12 protein-coding genes and 1 pseudogene are annotated in these 19,566 nt (G+C 52.4%); 5 read left to right on the top strand and 8 right to left on the bottom strand.

Annotated elements, in window-relative coordinates:
- Positions 1-843 precede the first annotated feature (843 nt).
- Positions 844-2,610: an ABC transporter ATP-binding protein gene (locus tag HGP14_RS31970; protein ID WP_168833837.1), complete on the top strand. Its 1,767-nt coding sequence runs from the start codon at positions 844-846 to the stop codon at positions 2,608-2,610.
- 277 nt (positions 2,611-2,887) lie between these two features.
- On the opposite strand, the gene HGP14_RS31975 is transcribed toward HGP14_RS31970, so the two are convergent.
- From HGP14_RS31975 to HGP14_RS36580, 3 genes are read right to left on the bottom strand one after another with little or no spacing between them, the layout of a single operon-like run.
- A complete protein-coding gene (locus HGP14_RS31975) occupies positions 2,888-4,720 on the bottom strand; it encodes a glycosyltransferase family 4 protein (protein ID WP_168833838.1) in 1,833 nt (610 codons plus the stop codon).
- 35 nt (positions 4,721-4,755) lie between these two features.
- Positions 4,756-6,012, bottom strand: a complete 1,257-nt coding sequence (gene wecC, locus HGP14_RS31980) for a UDP-N-acetyl-D-mannosamine dehydrogenase (RefSeq protein WP_168833839.1) — start codon at positions 6,010-6,012, stop codon at positions 4,756-4,758.
- Positions 6,013-6,028: 16 nt separating this feature from the next.
- Positions 6,029-6,376, bottom strand: coding sequence for a hypothetical protein (locus tag HGP14_RS36580; RefSeq protein ID WP_205927427.1), 348 nt, complete (start codon positions 6,374-6,376; stop codon positions 6,029-6,031).
- Between the two features lie 610 nt (positions 6,377-6,986).
- On the opposite strand from HGP14_RS36580, the gene HGP14_RS31990 reads away from it, so the two are divergent.
- Positions 6,987-7,832, top strand: a complete 846-nt coding sequence (locus HGP14_RS31990) for a glycosyl transferase (protein ID WP_168833840.1) — start codon at positions 6,987-6,989, stop codon at positions 7,830-7,832.
- A 166-nt stretch (positions 7,833-7,998) separates the two neighbouring features.
- Here the strand turns inward: HGP14_RS31990 and HGP14_RS31995 are convergent.
- Positions 7,999-8,499, bottom strand: a pseudogene (locus HGP14_RS31995) (transposase); the annotation flags it as partial.
- Positions 8,500-8,647: 148 nt separating this feature from the next.
- Here HGP14_RS31995 and HGP14_RS32000 point away from each other — a divergent pair.
- Positions 8,648-9,712: a stealth family protein gene (locus tag HGP14_RS32000; RefSeq protein ID WP_168833856.1), complete on the top strand. Its 1,065-nt coding sequence runs from the start codon at positions 8,648-8,650 to the stop codon at positions 9,710-9,712.
- 318 nt (positions 9,713-10,030) lie between these two features.
- On the opposite strand, the gene wecB is transcribed toward HGP14_RS32000, so the two are convergent.
- The 3 genes from wecB to HGP14_RS32015 form a co-directional block, all read right to left on the bottom strand.
- Positions 10,031-11,149 carry a non-hydrolyzing UDP-N-acetylglucosamine 2-epimerase gene (gene wecB, locus HGP14_RS32005; RefSeq protein WP_168833842.1) on the bottom strand — a complete coding sequence of 373 codons (1,119 nt, stop codon included), beginning with the start codon at positions 11,147-11,149 and terminating at the stop codon, positions 10,031-10,033.
- Positions 11,150-11,400: 251 nt separating this feature from the next.
- Positions 11,401-13,239 carry a glycosyltransferase gene (locus tag HGP14_RS32010; protein ID WP_168833843.1) on the bottom strand — a complete coding sequence of 613 codons (1,839 nt, stop codon included), beginning with the start codon at positions 13,237-13,239 and terminating at the stop codon, positions 11,401-11,403.
- A gap of 139 nt (positions 13,240-13,378) precedes the next feature.
- A complete protein-coding gene (locus HGP14_RS32015) occupies positions 13,379-14,605 on the bottom strand; it encodes a glycosyltransferase (RefSeq protein WP_205927428.1) in 1,227 nt (408 codons plus the stop codon).
- A 506-nt stretch (positions 14,606-15,111) separates the two neighbouring features.
- Between HGP14_RS32015 and HGP14_RS32020 the strand changes: the two genes are divergently transcribed.
- Positions 15,112-15,990, top strand: coding sequence for a bifunctional 2-polyprenyl-6-hydroxyphenol methylase/3-demethylubiquinol 3-O-methyltransferase UbiG (locus tag HGP14_RS32020; RefSeq protein WP_168833845.1), 879 nt, complete (start codon positions 15,112-15,114; stop codon positions 15,988-15,990).
- A 201-nt stretch (positions 15,991-16,191) separates the two neighbouring features.
- On the opposite strand, the gene HGP14_RS32025 is transcribed toward HGP14_RS32020, so the two are convergent.
- Entirely contained in the window at positions 16,192-17,730 is a 1,539-nt protein-coding gene (locus tag HGP14_RS32025; RefSeq protein WP_168833846.1) for an alginate lyase family protein, read from the bottom strand.
- Between HGP14_RS32025 and HGP14_RS32030 the strand changes: the two genes are divergently transcribed.
- Complete coding sequence (locus HGP14_RS32030) at positions 17,717-18,241, top strand: PDDEXK nuclease domain-containing protein (RefSeq protein ID WP_205927429.1); 525 nt, start codon at positions 17,717-17,719, stop codon at positions 18,239-18,241. The genes HGP14_RS32025 and HGP14_RS32030 overlap by 14 nt on opposite strands.
- The last annotated feature ends 1,325 nt before the right edge of the window (positions 18,242-19,566 follow it).

The following is a 19,566-nucleotide window of genomic DNA, read 5'->3' on the forward strand; positions in this document are numbered from 1 at the left end:
CGCCCTCTGGCATCGCCCGCCAGCGCATCCAGCCAGCCACACTGGCGACCTGACCCCGCACCCACTCTCCACAGCACGCGGGGTCTCTTTTTGTCTGTAATTAGCGGACTGGACGCTCGCCGAACGCCGGTCGTCATTGATGCGGCTTGGCGGCAGTCTTCCTTTTAAACGCCAGCGGTGAACGACCCTCACCGGAGGAGCGTCAACCCAGTACGATTTCCGATACTTTCCTGACGGGCCGACCATCTGGTGCGGTGGTGACGCTGCTCCCGATTAGGGTACTCAGCCCAGCGAGCGCCGCGTCACCGCTGGATTGCTTAGTTTCGCAGACAGGCTCGTGCTTGCAAGACGAGCTTTGAATGAAACCCATGCACCAGGGGCACTTGAGCTCCCGGGAGGCGGCGAGGAGATAACGGATCAGCGGAACTTTATTAGAATTCTAGAGCCAGAGCTATCGCGAAGAGATAGCTCCTGCCGGACCCAGCGGGCGCGGATTTCCGCCCGCTGAACAGTTCCAAAATAAAGTATCGTGGCAAAATCTCGAGCCAAGTAAATTTCTTGGTAACGCTGCAGAGCCAGCCTGCGCTGGGACTTTCTTCGGAAATTGAAGAAATCATCTGGCTACAGCGTGACACCATCTTAAACGCAGTCCACAACGATCCGCTGCACAGCCCCGGCGAGATGGCAGCCGTTCTGACCTATTTGACATCGGCTCCGAAGGCATAGCAACTGATTTCATCGTTCGGAAGGTACAAGTGGGCAGATTCGGTAAGTATTGGCAAGGTTGCGACGCTCAAGCATTTCGAATAGAAGCAGCCGAACAGAACTAGGAAATCTGGGCAAATGACCAAGAAGAGCCAGGTTAAAGTCTCTAGAAGCGAAACAATCGCGCTGGGGAAGCGGTTGATCATGGACTTCGGCCTTGAGCACAAGGCGAAATTCTTAATAGCAATAGTCTGCATGTTGATGGTAGGCGTCGCTACCGGCACTGTCGCCTGGCTGTCGAAATCTATGGTCAACAAGATTTTTGTAAACAATGATCGTGTTGCCGTTTGGATGATCGGATCTGCGATCATGCTTGCCTTTCTGACGAAGGGGCTGGCGGGATATTTTCAAACAGTGTTGATGGGATCAATCGGTAGTTCGATCACTGCAAAGTTGCAGCGACTCCAATTTGAAAAGCTCATCAGGATGGGCGTGCTCGACCACTCCAGCAGACATCCTGGAGGAGTTGTTTCCAAGGTAATTCAGTCCGCCCGCGCCGCGAAGAACGCGATCATCACTGTAACAACCAATCTAGTCCGCGATCTATTCACGGTGATCTCGCTCGTTGTAGTGATGGTTCTCCAAGATCCATTCATGAGTGTTTTCGCTCTTTTGGCAGCGCCGCTTATCATTTGGGGAGTCTACGTCGTCATCAAAGAAACTAAGCGCTTAAGTCAGTCGGAGGCCGATATGATGGCTGGCTTAAATGTGCTTGGTGTCGAAGCGCTACAGGGCTTAAGGGTTGTGAAATCCTTCAACCTTCAACGGGTGATGGACAAGCGGATCGGCTCGTCCGTGGACAAGATGGAAAATCGCCAGAACCGGCTCCTAAAGGTATCGTCGTTGACAGGACCAATGTTCGATATTCTGGCGGGCCTCATCGTGGGATCCTTTATCTTTTATGCAGGGTGGCAAACTCTCGACAATGGGAAGACGCCAGGGGAGTTCATGGCGTTCATCACGGCGTTTCTCCTGGCCTATGATCCGGCCAAAAGGCTCGCAAACTTAAATGTCCAACTTCAAAGAGAAATGGTCGGAGTTAAGCGACTTTTTGAAGTGCTCGATCATGGAGAGGTCGAACAGGATGAGACAGGCACCCATCTCGCTGTTGACGGCGGCAGGCTCCAATTTGCATCGGTTGGGTTTTCCTACAAGAAAGCGTCGGCTCCAACTCTGATCGATGTGACGTTTGATGTTCTCCCAGGCGAACACGTTGCCATAGTTGGAAGATCTGGAGCCGGAAAATCCACAATCATCAATTTGATCATGGGCATGTATAGACCGAGTTCAGGGATGATCCTGATCGATGATCAGGATATCTCCGGCTCATCACTGCGGTCCTTGAGGAATGCCGTCGCGTATGTTGCACAAGACACATTCCTGTTCTCAGGGTCGGTTCGCGAGAACGTCGCGTTCGGTAAATTGGATGCAACCGAGGATGAGATTGTTGCGGCGTTGTCCGCCGCTCAAGCTCTGGAATTCGTGTCTGAGCTACCTCGGCAACTGGATACCGATGTCGGAAACAACGGGGGCAATCTATCCGGCGGACAAAGACAGAGAATTGCCATCGCGAGAGCTTTCTTGAAGAACGCCCCTGTTCTCCTGCTGGACGAAGCCACGTCTGCCCTCGACGGAGAAACAGAGAAAAACATCAAGAAAGCGCTTGAACGACTCTCCCGTGGCAAGACGACTCTGACAGTAGCGCATCGACTATCTACAATATTGGATGCGGACAAAGTCATCCTGATCGACAAGGGACAGATCGTCGCTGTCGGGACACATGAGTGGCTTGAGACGGAAAGTGAACTTTATAGAAAACTTTTCGCAACTCATGAAATTGCGTAATGTGCGCATTTAAAAATTCGACAAAGCGCTGAAGTTACCTCACTAATTTCGTCATTAATGACGATGTTAGGCCTCAGCAGATATATACTTGACGAAGGAAGTTCGCGGCCAGACGGCCGAACTGAGTGTTTCGTTCCTTTCTGTCGCATTGATCGCTTCGGAACAGGAGAGTGAAGCGAACGAGCGGTTTGACGAACAAGCCCGCTCCTGTGAAACGGACATCACGGCCATCGCGCATCGAGAGCGGCTGCAAGGACTCGACACGCCTCCACATCCCTTATTGTCCCACTTCGAGCGTCATATGTTTGGCAGCTCGCTTGCAGATGGCGGGCCAGGTGCGATTGTTCCGGACAAACTCCTGTGCATTTTGCTTTAGAGTTTCCCTTAACGCTGGGTTGTGGAGGGCTTTCTGAAGCTTGGCTTGCAAGTCACGGATGTTGCCCTTCTCAAAAGCCAGTCCTGTTTTTCCCTGTTGGGTGAAATCCTTCATTGCCTCAACACTAGACACAATCAGAACTTTTCCCATTGCCAAAGCTTCGATCGGCTTAATAGGCGAGACCATTTCGCTGACTTTGTACGGGCGGCGGGGGATGGGCGCGATATCGATTAGTGAATAGAAGGATGCAACTTCGGAGAAGGGCACGCGACCCTGCATGATCAGCCTGTCTTCTATTCCAGCCGCCTTAAAGAATGCACGAATCTCGTCGGTTATGGGTGTCCCGCCGAACTGAGGTCGTCCTTCATCTCCAACGATTAGCAAGCGAAAGTCATATCCGCTTTCCGCCAATCCAACGCACGCAAGCGCGAGGTCCGGAAGTCCCTCGTAATCTATGATAGATCCAACATATCCGATCACAGGTATGCCGAAAGGTATACCCAGTCTGGACGCCAGCGGTTGATCACGCGGAGGACTGAAAACGGCGTCTGCGTTAACGCCATTAGGCATGATATCTATGCGCTGAGGTTCCACTCCACGCTGTATCAAATCAATCCTCATCGGTTCGGTTAACGTCAGGACGCTATCGGCATTCTGGGCGACAAAATCTTCTAGCAATACCGTCACGGCGAAATCGGCGGTCTTACTAAAGCCGGGATCGCGAGAATCTCGAGTCAACTCCCACATCCCGCGGACTTCGTAGGCAAATGGAAGGCCTAACCTGCGAGCGGCGATCAGCGCTGGCAAGCTATTCATATAGTTCGAAGCCGCTACAACTATTTCCGGTTTCATATCTCGAAGCTTCCGTTCGATCACGTCAGCAGCGAGGCGTATCCACTCCACTGGAGTATGTTGTTTCTGGTTTGGCTCCAAGAGTCGATGGTAAGGAATGCCGTCTAGTCGCTCCAGCTCCGGAATTTGCCGTGCGTCAAGCGTGGGGTGAAAGTTGAGCGGAAAAGACGGGCGTGTCACAACGTGAACATCAAAGCCGTTTTGCTTGTAGCCCTGAGCAACCCCATGCGTGCGAGTCGTGTAGCCAGTTACATTGTATGGGAGACTGGAGGCTGCAACATAAGCAATCTTACCTGACGTTGCCCAAGCCGGAAATTCAGCCTTCTCTACCAGAAGCTTTCGTGCCGCCAGTAGCATGGCAGGCTCACGCAGTAGACTATTGAGTTGTTTTGCTGAGAGCTTCTTAGAGTTTACGAGCTCCTCGCCACATGCAAGTGCACTATCAAGCTGCGAGATTGCCTGCATTACAGAAAACCGAGCCAGCCTCTCCTGAATCGTGCCCGTCTCCATCGCATCGGCGAGCGCCGCAGCCGCGCTAGTAGCGCCGTTTTGAAGGAGTTTTTTGACGACCGCGCCGGTGACCTCGCCCTTTAATTTTGGGGATAAACGTGCCTGCGAGATCAGAGCGCACATCGATTGGGCAACGTGGTTGCTAACCCCACTATTGGCGTCTGACAAAGCTCCTAATGTTCGGCCCAATTTACGAACTCGACGTGCCAAGAGCCACTGGTATAGAGTCAAAAAATTCTTTTCCCGATGCCTTTTGGCTTTGGCCCTGTGCCTCGCCAGCATTTCCTCTGCAAACTGGACAACGGCAATGCCGACGGCATCCGATGTGGCATTCCGTTCCGAGGTCTCATTGTGGAATGTGGCTAAGCTCATTCGAGCCTCCTTCATTTTGCCTGCAAGGGCATTAATCAGACACGCACGGCTCGCACGGTTCGTGGTGGAAAGGTCTTCCCGTGAAACTCCTTGTGAGCAACGAGCAGGACATGTACGTCCGCATGTGCGAGCGCTCTGTCCACATCCATCAGACGGAGGTTTTGCAATCCGTGTGGCAGTTCAGCGATGTTGGGTTCCACAACGATCAGCTCGCCGGGATGCTGTTCCCTTAGCCGTTGGATGATTTCGAGGGCTGGACTTTCACGGAGGTCATCAATGTTTGGTTTGAAAGCCATTCCGTAGCAAGCGACGCGCAGATCGGATGGCCGGCGGAACGGTTCCGCCGTCAAAGCGTCGCCGATCGTCTTCCGTATTTGTTGAAGTACCCAATCGGGCTTGCCGTCATTAACCTCGCGAGCGGTCCTTATGAGCCTTGACTCAGCCGGAGCGCCCGAGACGATGAACCAGGGATCGACTGCAATGCAATGACCGCCTACGCCGGGGCCAGGTTGAAGAATATTCACCCGAGGGTGATGGTTGGCGAGGCTTATCAGCTCCCACACATCAACACCAAAACGCTCACAGACCAGTGAAAGCTCGTTTGCGAATGCAATATTGACGTCGCGAAAGCTATTCTCAGCCAGCTTCGCCAACTCCGCAGTGCGGGGATTGGTGATGACACATTCGCCTATGACAAAAGTTCGATAGAGCTGCACCGCTAACGCAGAACACCGCGGCGTCATTCCAGCGATGATACGGTCGTTGGCAACAAGCTCCTTGATCACCTTGCCCGGAAGGACCCGTTCGGGACAGTGCGCGATTCGGATGTCGGAATGCTCTCCAGCGTCTTGCGGAAATGTCAGATCCGGTCTCGCCTCTGCGAGCCAGTCGGACATTTGCTCGGTCGCTCCAACAGGCGATGTCGATTCCAGGATGACAAGGTTGCCTGATCGCAGCACTGGCGCGATAGCCTTGGCTGCCGCCTCAATGTAACTTAGATCCGGATCGTGCGCTTCGCTCTTAAAAGGCGTAGGGACGGCGATGAGGAAAGCTTCCGCCGGCGCGGGCTGAAGTGTCGCGCGCAAATAGCCTTCATGCACAACGCTGTGAACCAGAATATCCAAGTCAGGCTCAACTAGATGGATTTGGCCCCTGTTGATGGTGTCAACAACTTTCGAGTTAACGTCGACTCCGATGACTTCGATTTTACGAGAAGCAAATAGCGCGGCCGTTGGTAAGCCGATGTAACCGAGGCCTATGACCGAAATTCGAGAAAAAATTTGATCTTTCATTGCCTCAACCAGTTGATTATGTGTTCGCTTCCTTGCCATCACCGTAGGGATTATGAGCTGTGCTCATGGTCCCAAAAGCTTCACGATTAAGAACACGCCGGGAAACCTCCGCGGCAATTCGATCGGCATCCGTGCCAACGAGCCGGACTGTTCCGGCGGCGACGGCCTCTGATCCCTTTTTCGCATCCCAGAAGTCGAAGCGTGATCGAAATATCGGCCCGTAATTTTGCGTCTTCAGCATGTCGCGCTGCGCCATTACGCAGAGCTTCGAAGTGAAGTCTGGATGCGATTGCAGACTGGCGACCAACGGCGCCATCTTGATAGCTTCTGGCATCGTGCCAGAAACTGTGAGAACTTTTTTCATCAGACCCCCCGGTCCGCTGTAAGCCCGAATAAATCAGCTTGTGAAGGGTTTAATACGCAGTCCTAGATGAATCACCTCAAAGTTGTTTACAATATATTACAAAGAGAGCAACTCTGTGTACGCCGCGTTCAACTCGCTTTCCTGAGCAATTGTACAAGCTGTGGCGGACGGACAGCAGGCAAAGAGCCCCACAAAGCTTTGGTACGCCAAGGCGCCGACAAAGATTCACATCCGGGGAAGCAGCAGATTCTATACCCATCAATCCGCCAGATGAAGTCCTGATCTGCGCCTTCGGGATCACGCCGCTCCTTATAGGATACATGCATGGTGGAGTTTCTCATCGTGCGTCCAGACGGCCATCCTCGACGGCGAGGCGGTCGTGTAACGTGGACAGAGCCGGGCGGTAGCTGTCCCACTTGATCTCGTAAACCCCCTCCGGCCCCTCCGGCCCCTTCGGTTCGAGCAGCGCAAGACATGGCTCTACCCGTTCCGTCTGCGCCTTGCATATTGGATACGTTCGCGCCCGAGGGGATCGGATGTTAGTAAGTTGACCGAGCGATAGTAGTTTAGATAACAAGATAGTTGGCTTAAGTTCAGGTGCGGAGGCAAAATGGCACTGAACGAGACATTCTCTTCAAAGACGGTGAAACAGGTGATTTGCATAAATTGGGGAACCAAATTCGGTCCGCCGTTTATCAATCGCCTTTATGCAATGGTCGCGAGAAACATTACGCCGCCATTCAGTTTCACGTGTTTCACCGACAATCGGGACGGTATCAGGCGAGAGGTTCTTTGCGAGGAACTACCTCCATTAGAAGTACCAAAGATGCCTGAAAATTCCCCAGGAATTTGGAATAAAGCAAGACTCTGGGGTGAAACGCTGGGTTCGCTTAGCGGCCCGGTCCTCTTCCTGGATCTAGACTTGGTGATTGTTGCTTCAATTGACCCATTTTTTGAAACTGGCAGTCCAGAGGATGTGGTCATGACGCGCAATCAAACCACACCATTCGAGAAGCTTGGTCAGACATCGCTCTTTCGTTTCCCGGTTGGAAAACTCGCGCCGCTCCAGGAACTGTTCAAGCAGGATCCACAAGCCATCGCAAATGAATACCGGTTCGAACAGCGTTTTGTGACCAGAAACGTTCCGGATGGCCCGAAGTTTTTCCCACGTGAGTGGGTGCTGCACTTTCGTCAGGACTGCCGCCGAACGTGGCCTATAAATTACATACTTTCGCCAAGACTCCCTGAGAGCGCGAAAGTCGTCATTTTCCCTCGTGGACTGCGGCCCGAGCACGCGATTAACGGCCAATATCACAAGCGTGGCGCCAGTAACTTAGCTGACCACCTTATGGCAAGTTTCGACAAGTCCCGACGCATGAAGAACGATTCCGTCTTCGCGCATCTGCGACACTTTATCCGTCCGGCGGACTGGGTTGCTGATCACTGGAAGGAGTAAAATCCTTGTGTCGAATTCATACCTTACCGCAGCAGACGCATCGCCCGAGAATCGGTAGGCAGATCGTTGATGCTGACGCTTTCTGCGAGGTGCTCTCCAAGCGAGTCCCTAGTTATTTCCACGCATTCCGGGATCTCCGGACGCTGCACTGAAGCGGCCTGCACACGCGATAGCCATCGCGCACCCGCGTTTGGCAGATGTCCTTGATCCTCAGCTTCGGGTCGGCCTGCTCGCCGCGACTGGACTTGTAGACATAAAGCGACCGATCGATCTTCAGCACCGAACAGGCGCGTCGCGTCGAGACCTTCCAGTCGGCTCTCACCCTGTCGACGAGCAGACGCTTGCGGGCGGGCCTCAGAGTTTTTTGCCAGCACGTCCTGCAGCACCGCCTTGTCGAGCGACAGGTCGGCGACGATCCGCTTCAACTTGGCATTCTCTTCCTCGAGTTGGCGCAGCCGCTTAATCTCCGACGGCATCAACCTGCCATAGCGCTTGCGCCAGTTGTAGGACGTCGCGTCCGACATCCCCGCCTGCGGCAGACATCTGCAATCGGCGTGCCGTCCCCCGCCTGCTTCAGCACAAACGCGATCTGTGCCTCCGAAAACTTCGATGCCTCCGTCGAATTCTCCTCATTGTCCCCGCAGGGATCATAAGTGTGAAATTCCAGCTCTCGAACTGGCTCAATTTGGCGGGAGCACGTCAAGCGGCCAAGCCGAGATATTACTGGGCGCCCTCTCGAATATCATTGCTATCTGTTGTAGCTTTCGCTTACATTAGCGACTCGCAATATAAACTACGCCCAGTGCAGCGCGCAAATGAAAGTAATGATCATGGAAAGCAACCAAATGCCAATTGATGCCGTGATCACCTGGGTTAACGGTGATGACCCGACTCATATGGCGAAACGCAAGGCCTACTTAGATAATGGCGTACATATCGATTCATCAGACTCTACGAGATTTGCGTGCAGAAACGAAATACGATATTGCGTATGGTCAATATTATACTTCTGCCCATTTGTCCGTCGGCTTTACATAGTTACGGACAATCAATATCCGCATTGTATCGCACCAATATTAAAACGACACCCAGATTGGGAGGCTAGAATTTATTTAATTGGTCACGAAACTATCTTCGGCGACCACAAGTCTGTTTTACCTGTATTCAACTCCCGCTCGATTGAAACGATGCTTCACCGTATTCCAGGGTTATCTGAACATTTCATCTACTTAAATGACGATATTTTTGTTGGGAGAAGTCTTACTTCCGACTATTTCTTTGACTGCGGGAAGCCGATTTTACGCGGCAGTCTCGTCCGGCATCCTAACTTCTTCCTTTCAGCGATTAAGCAGTTTTTCAGACGAAAGGGACCATCGCGAGCGAGCTTTAAAGAGGCACAAAGGCGCGCTGCCGCCCTGCTAGGATTTAACAAAAACTTTTTATATTCCGAACATTATCCACATGCCATGCGACGCTCCACGATGAGCCAGTATTTTTCAGATCGCGAGCACTTATTGCGGTCTCAAATTGGGCATAGATTTCGCAGTGCCGAACAGTACTCGCCAATAGGTCTCGCCAATCACCTTGAGCTTCTCGAGGGGGCTGCCATCCGGCCGCCAGGGCCAAAGGGATACATCAAGCCTCCCCATAGTAAGCGGGTGCAAAAGAGAAACTACAATGCCTTGGAAAGCCTGAAGGGAGGGGAGTTCGATACGATCTGTATCCAAAGCCTCGACAAAATGAACTCAAATGATCAAGGTTATGTCGTATCTTCGCTCGACGCTTGGGTTGCGGCCTCTGAAGCCAAGAGCCTAAACGTTAATACCCGTAGCAATGTTGTGACTTCGCATCTAACCCAACCGGCCAGGTCCCGAAAGTAGGTATCTTTTAGCCGCCGCGACCTATCGGCACGATCTTTTTGCGTTAAGTTTTTGCCGACGCCGTTGCCGACGATCACTCAGCCACGTGCATGCGGTCGAAGCGAGGTGCTTCGATGTCAGGCGGACACATTTCATCTGCGAACTGCGGAGCCTAACGCCAATTTAAACTGATCAAGCGTTTCGGTTTGCTATCTCGTCGCGAGATAATTCGTCGGGCAGCATTTCAAAAAACCGCTGGAGCCAACTCAAAACTGAGGCAAGATCATAACCGATGTAGCCGGGGCCCACGACAAATATTCGAGAAAAGGCTCGTTTCTCTCATTGTCTCAACCAACTGATAATACGTTCGCAAGCTTTACCATCCCCGTAGGGATTGTGAGCCGTGCTCATGGCGTGATAAGCGTCCGGACTTAAGAGAAGTCGAGAAACCTCTTGGGTAATTCGATCCGCATCGGTGCCAACAAGCCGGACAGACCCGGCCGCAACCGCCTCGGGCCGCTCAGTACATTCCCTCAGAACCAAAACGGGCTTTCCGAGCGACGGAGCCTCTTCCTGTATACCCCCGGAGTCAGTGAGTATTATATAAGCGTTGAGCATTAAATAGACGAATGGAACGTAATCCTGTGGATCAATTAGAAGAATATTTTCAACTCCACTTAACAATCGTCTCACGGGCTCCAGCACATTTGGATTCCTGTGCACTGGGTAAACGATGATGCACTCTGGAAAGCTACTGGCTACCTGCCGCAAGCCACGACAGATATTCTCAAAACCCTCACCAAAATTTTCTCGGCGATGGCCCGTAACAAGAATAATTCGCCTGTTGGAACCCAGAAAATCGAAGCGCGACCGGACGTCTGAGCGCAAACGGGCGTTCTCTTCAAGCTCACGCTTAACGCTCATGAGAGCATCGATTACTGTATTGCCAGTTACCGCGATTGAGTTAGGATCGACGTTCTCCGAAATTAAATTTTGACGTGCCACTTCAGTAGCCGCGAAATGATATCTAGCAATCGCCCCTGTTAGTTTTCGATTGCCCTCTTCTGGCCACGGTGAATAAATCTTTCCGGTTCTTAATCCGGCCTCCACGTGTCCGACTGCGATACGACAGTAGTAGGCAGCCAAAGACGCGGCAAATGTTGTGGCCGTATCGCCATGAACGAGCAAAAAATCCGGTCGCTCCGCCTCAAGGACCGGCTGAAGTTTAAGCAAAATCGACGCTGTGACGTCGAACAGGGATTGGCCCGGCTTCATTATATCGAGATCATGATCCGGGACCAATGCAAATACATCTAGAACCTGATCGAGCATCTCTCGATGCTGTGCAGTCACGCAGAGTCTTGAACAAAAATCAGGAGCATTCTGTAAGCTGGCAACCAAGGGTGCCATTTTGATAGCTTCCGGCCGAGTGCCAAAAACGGTGAGAACTTTTCTCATCGGTCTCTCCAGAGGTCAAGCTCTGTATTAGACCATGCTAATGAGAGGTTCAATAAGCAAGTTTGATAAGCCACCTTAAAGTTGATTGCGGCCGTCGTTCTGGTGAAATTCCTGCCGTCTGGCGCGGCCGATTCACGGTTCACCGGCATAGCAAGAGGAGCCGGTATGGCGCTCTACTCTAAGCGGACGTTTTCGCCGCCGGTCAGGACAAAGCCAAGAGGGCGCCCTTCCCTCCACAGACAATGCCCTCTTCAAGCCGGGCCGTCTTTCATGAGAAGACCGGCCAGTTGTAAGTGTTGCATTGCAGCAGCACAAATGGCCGGCCACGTGCGTGTCGCACGGACGAATTCCTGCCCGTTAGAGCTAAGCATTTTCTGCAGATGAGGATCGTTAAGCGCTCGAAACAGCTTTTCCTCCAAATCACTGACGTTTCCTTTTTCGAACAAAAGGCCCGTCCTTCCGTTTTGACTGAACTCTTTAAGAGCCTCTACGTCCGATAGAATGAGAACTTTGCCCATCGCTAAGGCTTCAACTGGCTTTATCGGTGACACCATCTCACTCACCCTATAGGGACGGCGAGGGATGGGAGCGATGTCGATCGTCGAGTAAAAAGAAATGACGTCGTCGAATGGAACTTGGCCCGGCATTATGAGCTTTTCTTCCATGCCCGCGTCTTGGAAGACGGCACGGATTTCATCGGATATCGGGGGTCCTTTTAGTTTATTTCGCTTTTCTCCTCCGACAATCAGAAGCCGAAAATCACAGCCGCGTTTTCCTACCCCCACGCAAGCTCTCGCGAGATCCGGAAGTCCTTCATACTCTACGATGGATCCAACATAGCCGATAACAGAAACACCTGCGGGAATGCGTAGCTTCTTTGCTAAAGCCTCGTCTCGCGCCGGAGTAACGACTGTCTTTTCTCCAACGCCGTTCGGCATAATGCTAATCCGTTCACCGGGCACGCCACGCTTGACCAAGTCAGCCTTCATTTGGTCAGTTAATGTCAGGACATAATCCGCATTTAATGCGACAAATGTTTCCATCATCACAGTCACTGCGAAATCTGCTGTCTCAATGTACCTGGGAACTCGCGAAACCCGGCTTAACTCTGACATTCCGCGGACTTCATACGCGAACGGAAGACCAAGCCTACGAGCGGCTATCAAGGCCGGCAAGCTGTTGAGATAATTCGATGCAGCAATGACTAATTCCGGGCGGAGCTGGCGGATTTTTGCTTCCAAAGCGTCTGCCGCAAGTATCACCCATTCAACTGGCGCGTTTTTCTTGAGGTCTGGCTCGAGTAACCGATGGTACGGAATACTGTCGATAACGTCCAGTTCGGAAACTTTTTTTACATCGATCTCGGGCTTCAGGTTCAACGGAAAAGATGGGCGGGTTATGACCTGAACATCCAACCCATTTTCGATATAGCCAGCGGCAACACCATGTGTACGCGTTGTATATCCGCTTGTCTTATAGGGAAGGCTAGATGAAGCGATATACGCTACCCGGGCGCTCATTCTCCAGCTTGGAGGCGACGCCTTCTCTACCAAAAGCTCTCTAGTGGTAAGCAACATCGACGGTTGTCTTTGCAGGTCGCGGCGCCGTTTCGGAGATAGCCGATTCGACTTCAAGAGTTCGCGTCCGTAAGTAGAAGCTGCCACGACGTCCAACATTTCCTGGAGTAACGTAAACTTGAGCCATCTGCTCTCGGGCTCTGCATCGTCCAGAGAGTGAATAATTTTTATGGCTGCCTCGCGCCCGCCATGGAGAGTGAGAGCGCGAACAACAACTCTTGTTATGTCTAGTCTAACTCTAAACGGTAGACGATTTTGTAAAACCGCTTCGTTGAAAGAACTGGGAAACTGGATCCCGTCTGTTGAAGCAGATATTTTCTCTAACGCCTTGCTGAATTTTTTCACCCGGTACGCAACGAATTGCTTGTATGGCATCGAAAGAATTTTGCCCCAATGCCTTTTGACTTTGCGGCGATGAGTTTCCAAAAAGTCATCTGCGAAAGCTCCCAGCGCTAAACTGATCTTTTTTGACAGATCTGCGGTCGAGGGCGGGCTACCGTGGGAGGTCGTCACGATTGGAAATCTCCTGGCTCGACGGGCGCTGCAACCGCACTAAAAATAGCGTGGGGTGGGTGAATTCCCAACAAAGCTGATATTGCCAGGCGATTTGTCACTGTCCTGCCTTTTTGATCGGTTTACGCCGAAGGCCGGTTTAAGCCTCCACGGCGTCCAAGACATATCGTCTGAATTCCTTAGCTTTTTGATCAAGCGTCGGTGTGATCACACGCTCCTCGTTTAGCTGGCTAAGACGTTTTACCAAATTCTCGGCCCCAAAAAGCGATATTGCCACGGAACGAGCGGCATTGATGTAGTGAAGCCTCGCTTCGTCATCGTGAGTCATCCTTTCGATCACAAATAAGACCTCGCGTGGCTCGCAATAAATTGCAAGTTCTCCGAATGTCGCTTCGAAACGCTTCGGAAGGATTACCGGAAGACCACTAAGGATCGCCTCGACTACGGTGCGCCCGAAAGCCTCGTCCCTCGTGATTGCAGGGAAATTTACGAAGATGTCTAGCGATGAGAGATAGTCTGAGACGCCGGCTACACCGAATGGCTCGACTTCCCAATTCGATGGAAGCTGCCCAAGTAAGTTCAGAGCGTTGTCCGCTCCACCTAATATCCTGACAGCGATCCGATTGTCTAACGGATAGGCAGACCTGAGTTCATCTGGATCCTGCAACCATTTGCCTTCATGGTCACGTGCATGTCGACCTATCACAATCGGTTCAAATAGGTGCCGGCGAGGCGCAAATTTGAACTCTGTAACGTCGAAAGCCGGCGGCCAATCGAGTTTAGCTAGCATTGGGCTATCAGTTTCAGAGGAAAGCGCCCGCTTCGCCTCTGCTCGTATGATTGGGCTGATCGGAAAAATTCGCGAATTGGACAGCCCGATTTCATTCACTCGTCGATTTAGGTCAACCCAATCGAAATTGATCTTTCCGCGCTCGTCCCAAGCCGAGTTGTTGACAATAAAGAGAGCATTAACCGTGTGAATACGACGGGCCAGTTTTCGAAACTGTTCCATCATCGCCATCCGTGGTCCGCGCACGATGAGGTAAGTACAGTTTATCCTCTGAATCGTGCGCGCGAGCGCAATATCCCTCTCATGCGGAAAATACCGCTCAGCCAACCAAAATTGCTTCCAAGGCGATCGCCGCAACGGACAATGAACAATTATGGTCTTCAGCCCGGCCGCAGTGAATGTCTCCAACTCTGTTACTGTTGTACTGGCGTTACCTCCCGGAAAGGCACAATTAGTGACAATGCAAACATCTACATCAAACTTACCTTTTGTCGAAATGTTGGAAGCAAATTTGCCGTCAGGAGGCGCGAAAAACTTTTCTCCCAATGCTCTTAGTAGGCTCAGTGGTAAGTTCACGCGATTCTCCTGGTGAAAATAGTTGCTCCGTTCACCCTCAATCCTAAAAAAAGCGCACACATCCCGCGACCGCTTTGAGTGATCAAGGGCCGCACTCCCATCCTTCAATACGCCATTTGGTACTTCCCCATCACCGGTATCGAGCTTCGTCAAGCATCCAATCAATGTTGAAATCAAGCGGACCTTGGCAGGTTGATTGAATCGCTCGGCGAACTCATGGAGATGATAAAGCTTCGCGCAGACCCCGTCGGGTCGGCCCTTAAGGGGTTCATACGTTCCCCGTTCAACAACAGCTCCTTGTTGCATAATTACCAACTCATCGGCGCAAAACGAGGATTACAGTCTTGCCGTCCATCGCCTTCTTAAGCACCTTCTGATAAACACTTCGGAGTCGGTGTCAAGCGCCGACGTAGGTTCGTCGAGCAATAGGATCGGCGCATTCTGATGACAGACCGCGTTAGGTCTCGCGGAAACAGCGCGGAGCAAGTCGCAGTTGGAGCGCAAAAGTGAAGTACGATTTAGATCTGTTTCTAGCCCTCAACGAAGAATATCGCTCAAAGCCCCTCGTCACTGCTCCACCCGCCTACGATCCGGAAGCCCTAGCGCAAAGAGCAGCCCGTCGCGCTGAAATAATCAACAGTCGCGTCCGTGTAGAACGTAAGCGAATCCTCGAAATCGGCTGTGGTCGCGGTGAGGTTTGTGTCGCGCTAAACAACGTTTATGGCTGTCAAGTTGTTGGGGTAGACGTTTCCCGCTATTCCAATTGGGATGACGTGCCGAGCGGCGTAACACTTATTCAAACCGACCTCACCGAAGATAATCCACCGGACATTGGCCAGTTCGATCTGATCTACTCGAATTCGGTCTGGGAACACGTGCGTCACCCATACACCATGCTGCGGCGGGCCTATGATATTCTCGTACCAAGTGGGCATTTCCTTCTCAGTGCCAACCTCTACCGCGGCCCCAAAGCCTCGCACCGCTATCGGGAAATATTCTTCCCATGGCCGCATCTGCTCTTTTCCGATGAAGTCATCGACGAGTACTATCGCCACTTAGGAACGCCGCCCGCTGGCGAAACATGGATATCGGAGGACTCGGTCGAACCCAGCTACCGGGAGCAGGAGCGTTGGGGAAGTGCCTGGGTCAACCAATTATCAATTGCGGATTACTTCAATTACTTCAAACTTGTGGGTTATGACGTCGAACACGTCAAATACTCGATAACGCCCCTCGATGAAGAGTTTCTTGCTCGCTTCGCCGACAAGCTGGACAGATTTCCTCGCTATGACCTCGAGCGAGACTTTCTGCATGTAAAGCTAAGGAAACCGGATCAGCTCGAAAACGCCCCGCGTACGGACGTGAAGTCGAGACGCGCGCGTTGAAAAGATTTGGAGATAAACTCATCTGCTGAGCGCAACTCGGCTGGTCACGACACACAGGAGACGTTTCCCAGATACTCTGATGATGGAGTTGTTCGAACCGATCTGTATGGCGGCCCAGCCTTGATTGTCGTAATGGGTCAACTCATGCTGGCTGAGTAGGGATTTTAAACAGGACCCAGCGCTAGTCGAGCCATTACAGAGTCAGGCTTTTAAGTTAATCTCCCAAGTAATCGTTTGAACGTTACCGCGGCATATCGCTCTGACGACTGTCGTAGGCTCTTTTTTCAGGTAGTTCGAACTAATCCATCCAAGGGGAGGCTCGTCCTGGCCCCTAACGGCTTCAACGCGGCAATCCCGCTGTTCGACACTGCCGACGATTCTTTTCCCATCAGCCAATGTCAGTTCAAAACCATTCTCCGTCATTTGCGGGATAAGGTCCGGCGGCAGGACAAGCGTGCTGACAAATTCACGTTCCCTGCCAGAGGTCACTTTGTCGATGATCGTCAAGGATCTTCCCGGTTCATATGACAGCCTTCGCTCGTGCCTAAATCCAAGGCGCGGGAATTCCGCGCTACCCGTGACGACAAATTGATCGTCAGTGATCTCAAGCGGGTTCAGGCTTGAGCCGTTGAGTTTTACGTCTCTTGGAGTTTGTGGCCTATCCCTGATGCTGATGGTATTGTGGGCCGCTGCGCTGACGAAATAATTACGGACCTCGCTTTTGTTGTATCCGAACTTCCCGCTATCCACGAAGATCTGGCGGCCGTGCTCATACAACTCAAAACTGAGGTTGTCGGCATGCTTGTGGCCACTCCATACCTCGTTCATCCCCGTCACGAAAAGCATGCTATCCTGCTTTGGTGGATTTGAGCGAATTACTATATAGCCGGACTCATGCCAATCTCTGACCGCAAACTCCTTGCCGTTAGAGAGTTTCACCGGGTGCGGATCCGGAACCTTCAGTGAGTTTCCATAGCCCGCGCTGTCTCCGACTCGCACGACCGTCCCGTCCGGGAACACCATGAACGGCCACGCTTCTTTTGCCAGATCGAGCTTCCGCCGAAGCGCTGGCAAATCGAATCGGTCAGTCCCGCCAACATTCTCAATCGCGGTCAATGCGAAACGATGATACTGCGGCGAGTTCTCCGTGTGAATGCCCTCTTCTGTAAACTGACCACCGGAGATTTTTTCAAACATCTTGGCCGCGAACTTTCGGCCATTGCGGCATTCGGGCATGTCTGCGAATTCCTGACAGAGCATGTCCAACCCGACAGTCTGAAAGAGACCGTGGTTGCCAAGACTGATAAAATTCTCATCCTGCAGTCGTTTCGCATGTATAGATGCCAGGCCGTGGAGGATGTTTCTGTCCGCAGTCGGCGGATTCCACTTGCCTGTCGAGATCTGCTCTTGGAGAAAAGCAATACGGATCGCCCGTATGCCCGCGGCCATATCATACCAACTGAACTCGGAGGATTTCCCCGCGATCAGGTGGTACGCGTGCCAATCACGGATGAAGATCGTCGCCTCATCGAGATAGGCCGGATCTCCGGTTTTCACATACTTCTCAAAGATGGCGTCCGTCATTCTCCATGAATGCAGATGGAAGCGCCAGTTTCTATCCTTGAACGGGTCCGCGTTCCAATCGATTGGTAGCGTCAGCGGCCATGCCTGAACGTCTGCTCTCGGGCGAAATCCATGCGCTTTCTGCTCTTCATACGACGTTGCTGTGAAAAGCGCCAACGAGGCTGCCTCTATCGGCAGATCTCGCTCTGTAGATGAAGCCCGCCCATTGCCTAGAAGGAAAACCGTCGCCGCGGATACCACAGCCGCAAGTATAGAACGCTTTTTCATACAAATGCCCACTTACAGCCGCCTCAAAGAGGGAGCCGCTTTCGGATCGATCCGCCAAACGCTGCGGCAAGATGAACTCTATCTTTCCGCAGGCGACGACCAGCTCCGCCACGAGTCCGACGGTCCGAGCATAGGCATTATCTTTTGCAAGGGCAAGAATGAGGTCGTTGTCGAGTACGCTCTCCGAGATTCAACGAAGCCGATGGGTGTTGCAGAATACCGGCTCTCTGCCGCCCTTCCCGACCCATTGCAGGCAGAGCTACCGACAGAAGCGGAGTTTCCACGCGAATTCCCGTTGATGGCGCTTGTGAAGTTGCGCATTGAGGTTGAGCGTGAAATCCGATCGCTGGTGGCCAATCAGACCGAAGCGGAGCGCCACTGGCTCTCGGACCAACGCTAAGCGACTTGCAGCGACTCGGCTTAGCTCCCCAAACCGCAGATCGGTTCCGCAGTGCCCTGCAGAGCATGAACCGCGCTGCGCAGGGATTGGATGTCGCTCCTGCGGATGCATCCGAGGCGACCGAAATCGCGACAGCATTCCTTGCCGAACTCCGCGCGATCCGCGACAAACAATGATCGTGAAGCAGAACATCTACACCGAGCAGATTCCGACAGCGGAGCTCTATTGCCGCGTTGTACTGCACCGCCGTGCATCCGCCGCCTTGAAGGGATACGAACCGATGACACGCGTCTCATTTTTGAGCCGCGGATTTATTCGCGATTTACGGCATAGCCGCCCCTATTATGGAACCTTGGTGGCCCGTTGCCCGTAATAAATAGCCATCAGTTCATTAGGAACGTTGTCGCGTCCAACGCAATAATCTACGGGCGAACGATTGATTGGATTCGTCCAGCCAAGACCTCGCCCAGTCCTTCGATTAAGGGATTAAGGCAATGCGTTTGATTGATGAAGGGAACGTCGACTGAGCGCATTTCCGCTGGCATAGCTTTGCCAGCATCACAGGTTCACGAGATCGCGGAAGACCTTTGTAGGAATGGTATCCTTGTAGAGCGCAGACGGTACCTGCCGTCGTCTTAGCGCTTCCGAAGAAGCTCGGTACCGGTTGTCTTAGACCGGAGCAGGAGAGAGCAGGCGGCACCAAGCCAGGTTGGGTGAACGGTCTAGGCGTCGAAGCCCCTCCTCTGGAGGCCGAGCATGGCCCCCTCACCTGCAATTCCTGCTTCCGGTACAGTCGTATTGCTGCCAGCGGCGGCATCGATCGGACGGTGTGTGATCGGTTGAAGCGCGAACCGCATATCTCAGACTCCGTTGAACTTTTTGGAAGCACGAATGGCTTGAAGACAGGTGATTGCAGTCGGACAGCAATGGTGTCGACCGTTCTTGCACCGTAACCGACGATGCGCTCCCGACGCATCCCTCAACATTCCGGAGCCGCCGGGCGAAGTCGGATGCTATTTCAATATCTCTAAGAAGGCACGCTTCGTATAGGCAGTGTCAACTTCGTCCCGAACAATCTCAATTGGCGACGCAGGATCGAAGGTGAACTCGTCCTTGAACTCGAAAAGATGCGAGGGAAGGTTGGAACATGGGTCAATTCTCAATGGAAATATCAGGCCACGCCGGGTCAGTTCTCAGTGGCAATCAACAGCAAGACTCCTGAGGCACCCTCAGGAGATAGCATCAGCCTTCATCTGAATCTTGTGGCACTTGCTCCATAATGCCGTGTACATGTCGGTGATGGTGAAGTGAAGCGATGATATCCC

The sequence above is a fragment of the Rhizobium sp. P32RR-XVIII genome (assembly GCF_012641395.1).
Taxonomy (GTDB): domain Bacteria; phylum Pseudomonadota; class Alphaproteobacteria; order Rhizobiales; family Rhizobiaceae; genus Rhizobium.

Excerpts from the sequence above, each read along its gene's own strand:
- HGP14_RS31970 (WP_168833837.1), top strand. The coding sequence starts at position 844 with ATGACCAAGAAGAGCCAGGTTAAAGTCTCTAGAAGCGAAACAATCGCG.
- HGP14_RS31975 (WP_168833838.1), bottom strand. The coding sequence starts at position 4,720 with ATGAGCTTAGCCACATTCCACAATGAGACCTCGGAACGGAATGCCACA.
- wecC (WP_168833839.1), bottom strand. The coding sequence starts at position 6,012 with ATGAAAGATCAAATTTTTTCTCGAATTTCGGTCATAGGCCTCGGTTAC.
- HGP14_RS36580 (WP_205927427.1), bottom strand. The coding sequence starts at position 6,376 with ATGAAAAAAGTTCTCACAGTTTCTGGCACGATGCCAGAAGCTATCAAG.
- HGP14_RS31990 (WP_168833840.1), top strand. The coding sequence starts at position 6,987 with ATGGCACTGAACGAGACATTCTCTTCAAAGACGGTGAAACAGGTGATT.
- HGP14_RS32000 (WP_168833856.1), top strand. The coding sequence starts at position 8,648 with ATGAAAGTAATGATCATGGAAAGCAACCAAATGCCAATTGATGCCGTG.
- wecB (WP_168833842.1), bottom strand. The coding sequence starts at position 11,149 with ATGAGAAAAGTTCTCACCGTTTTTGGCACTCGGCCGGAAGCTATCAAA.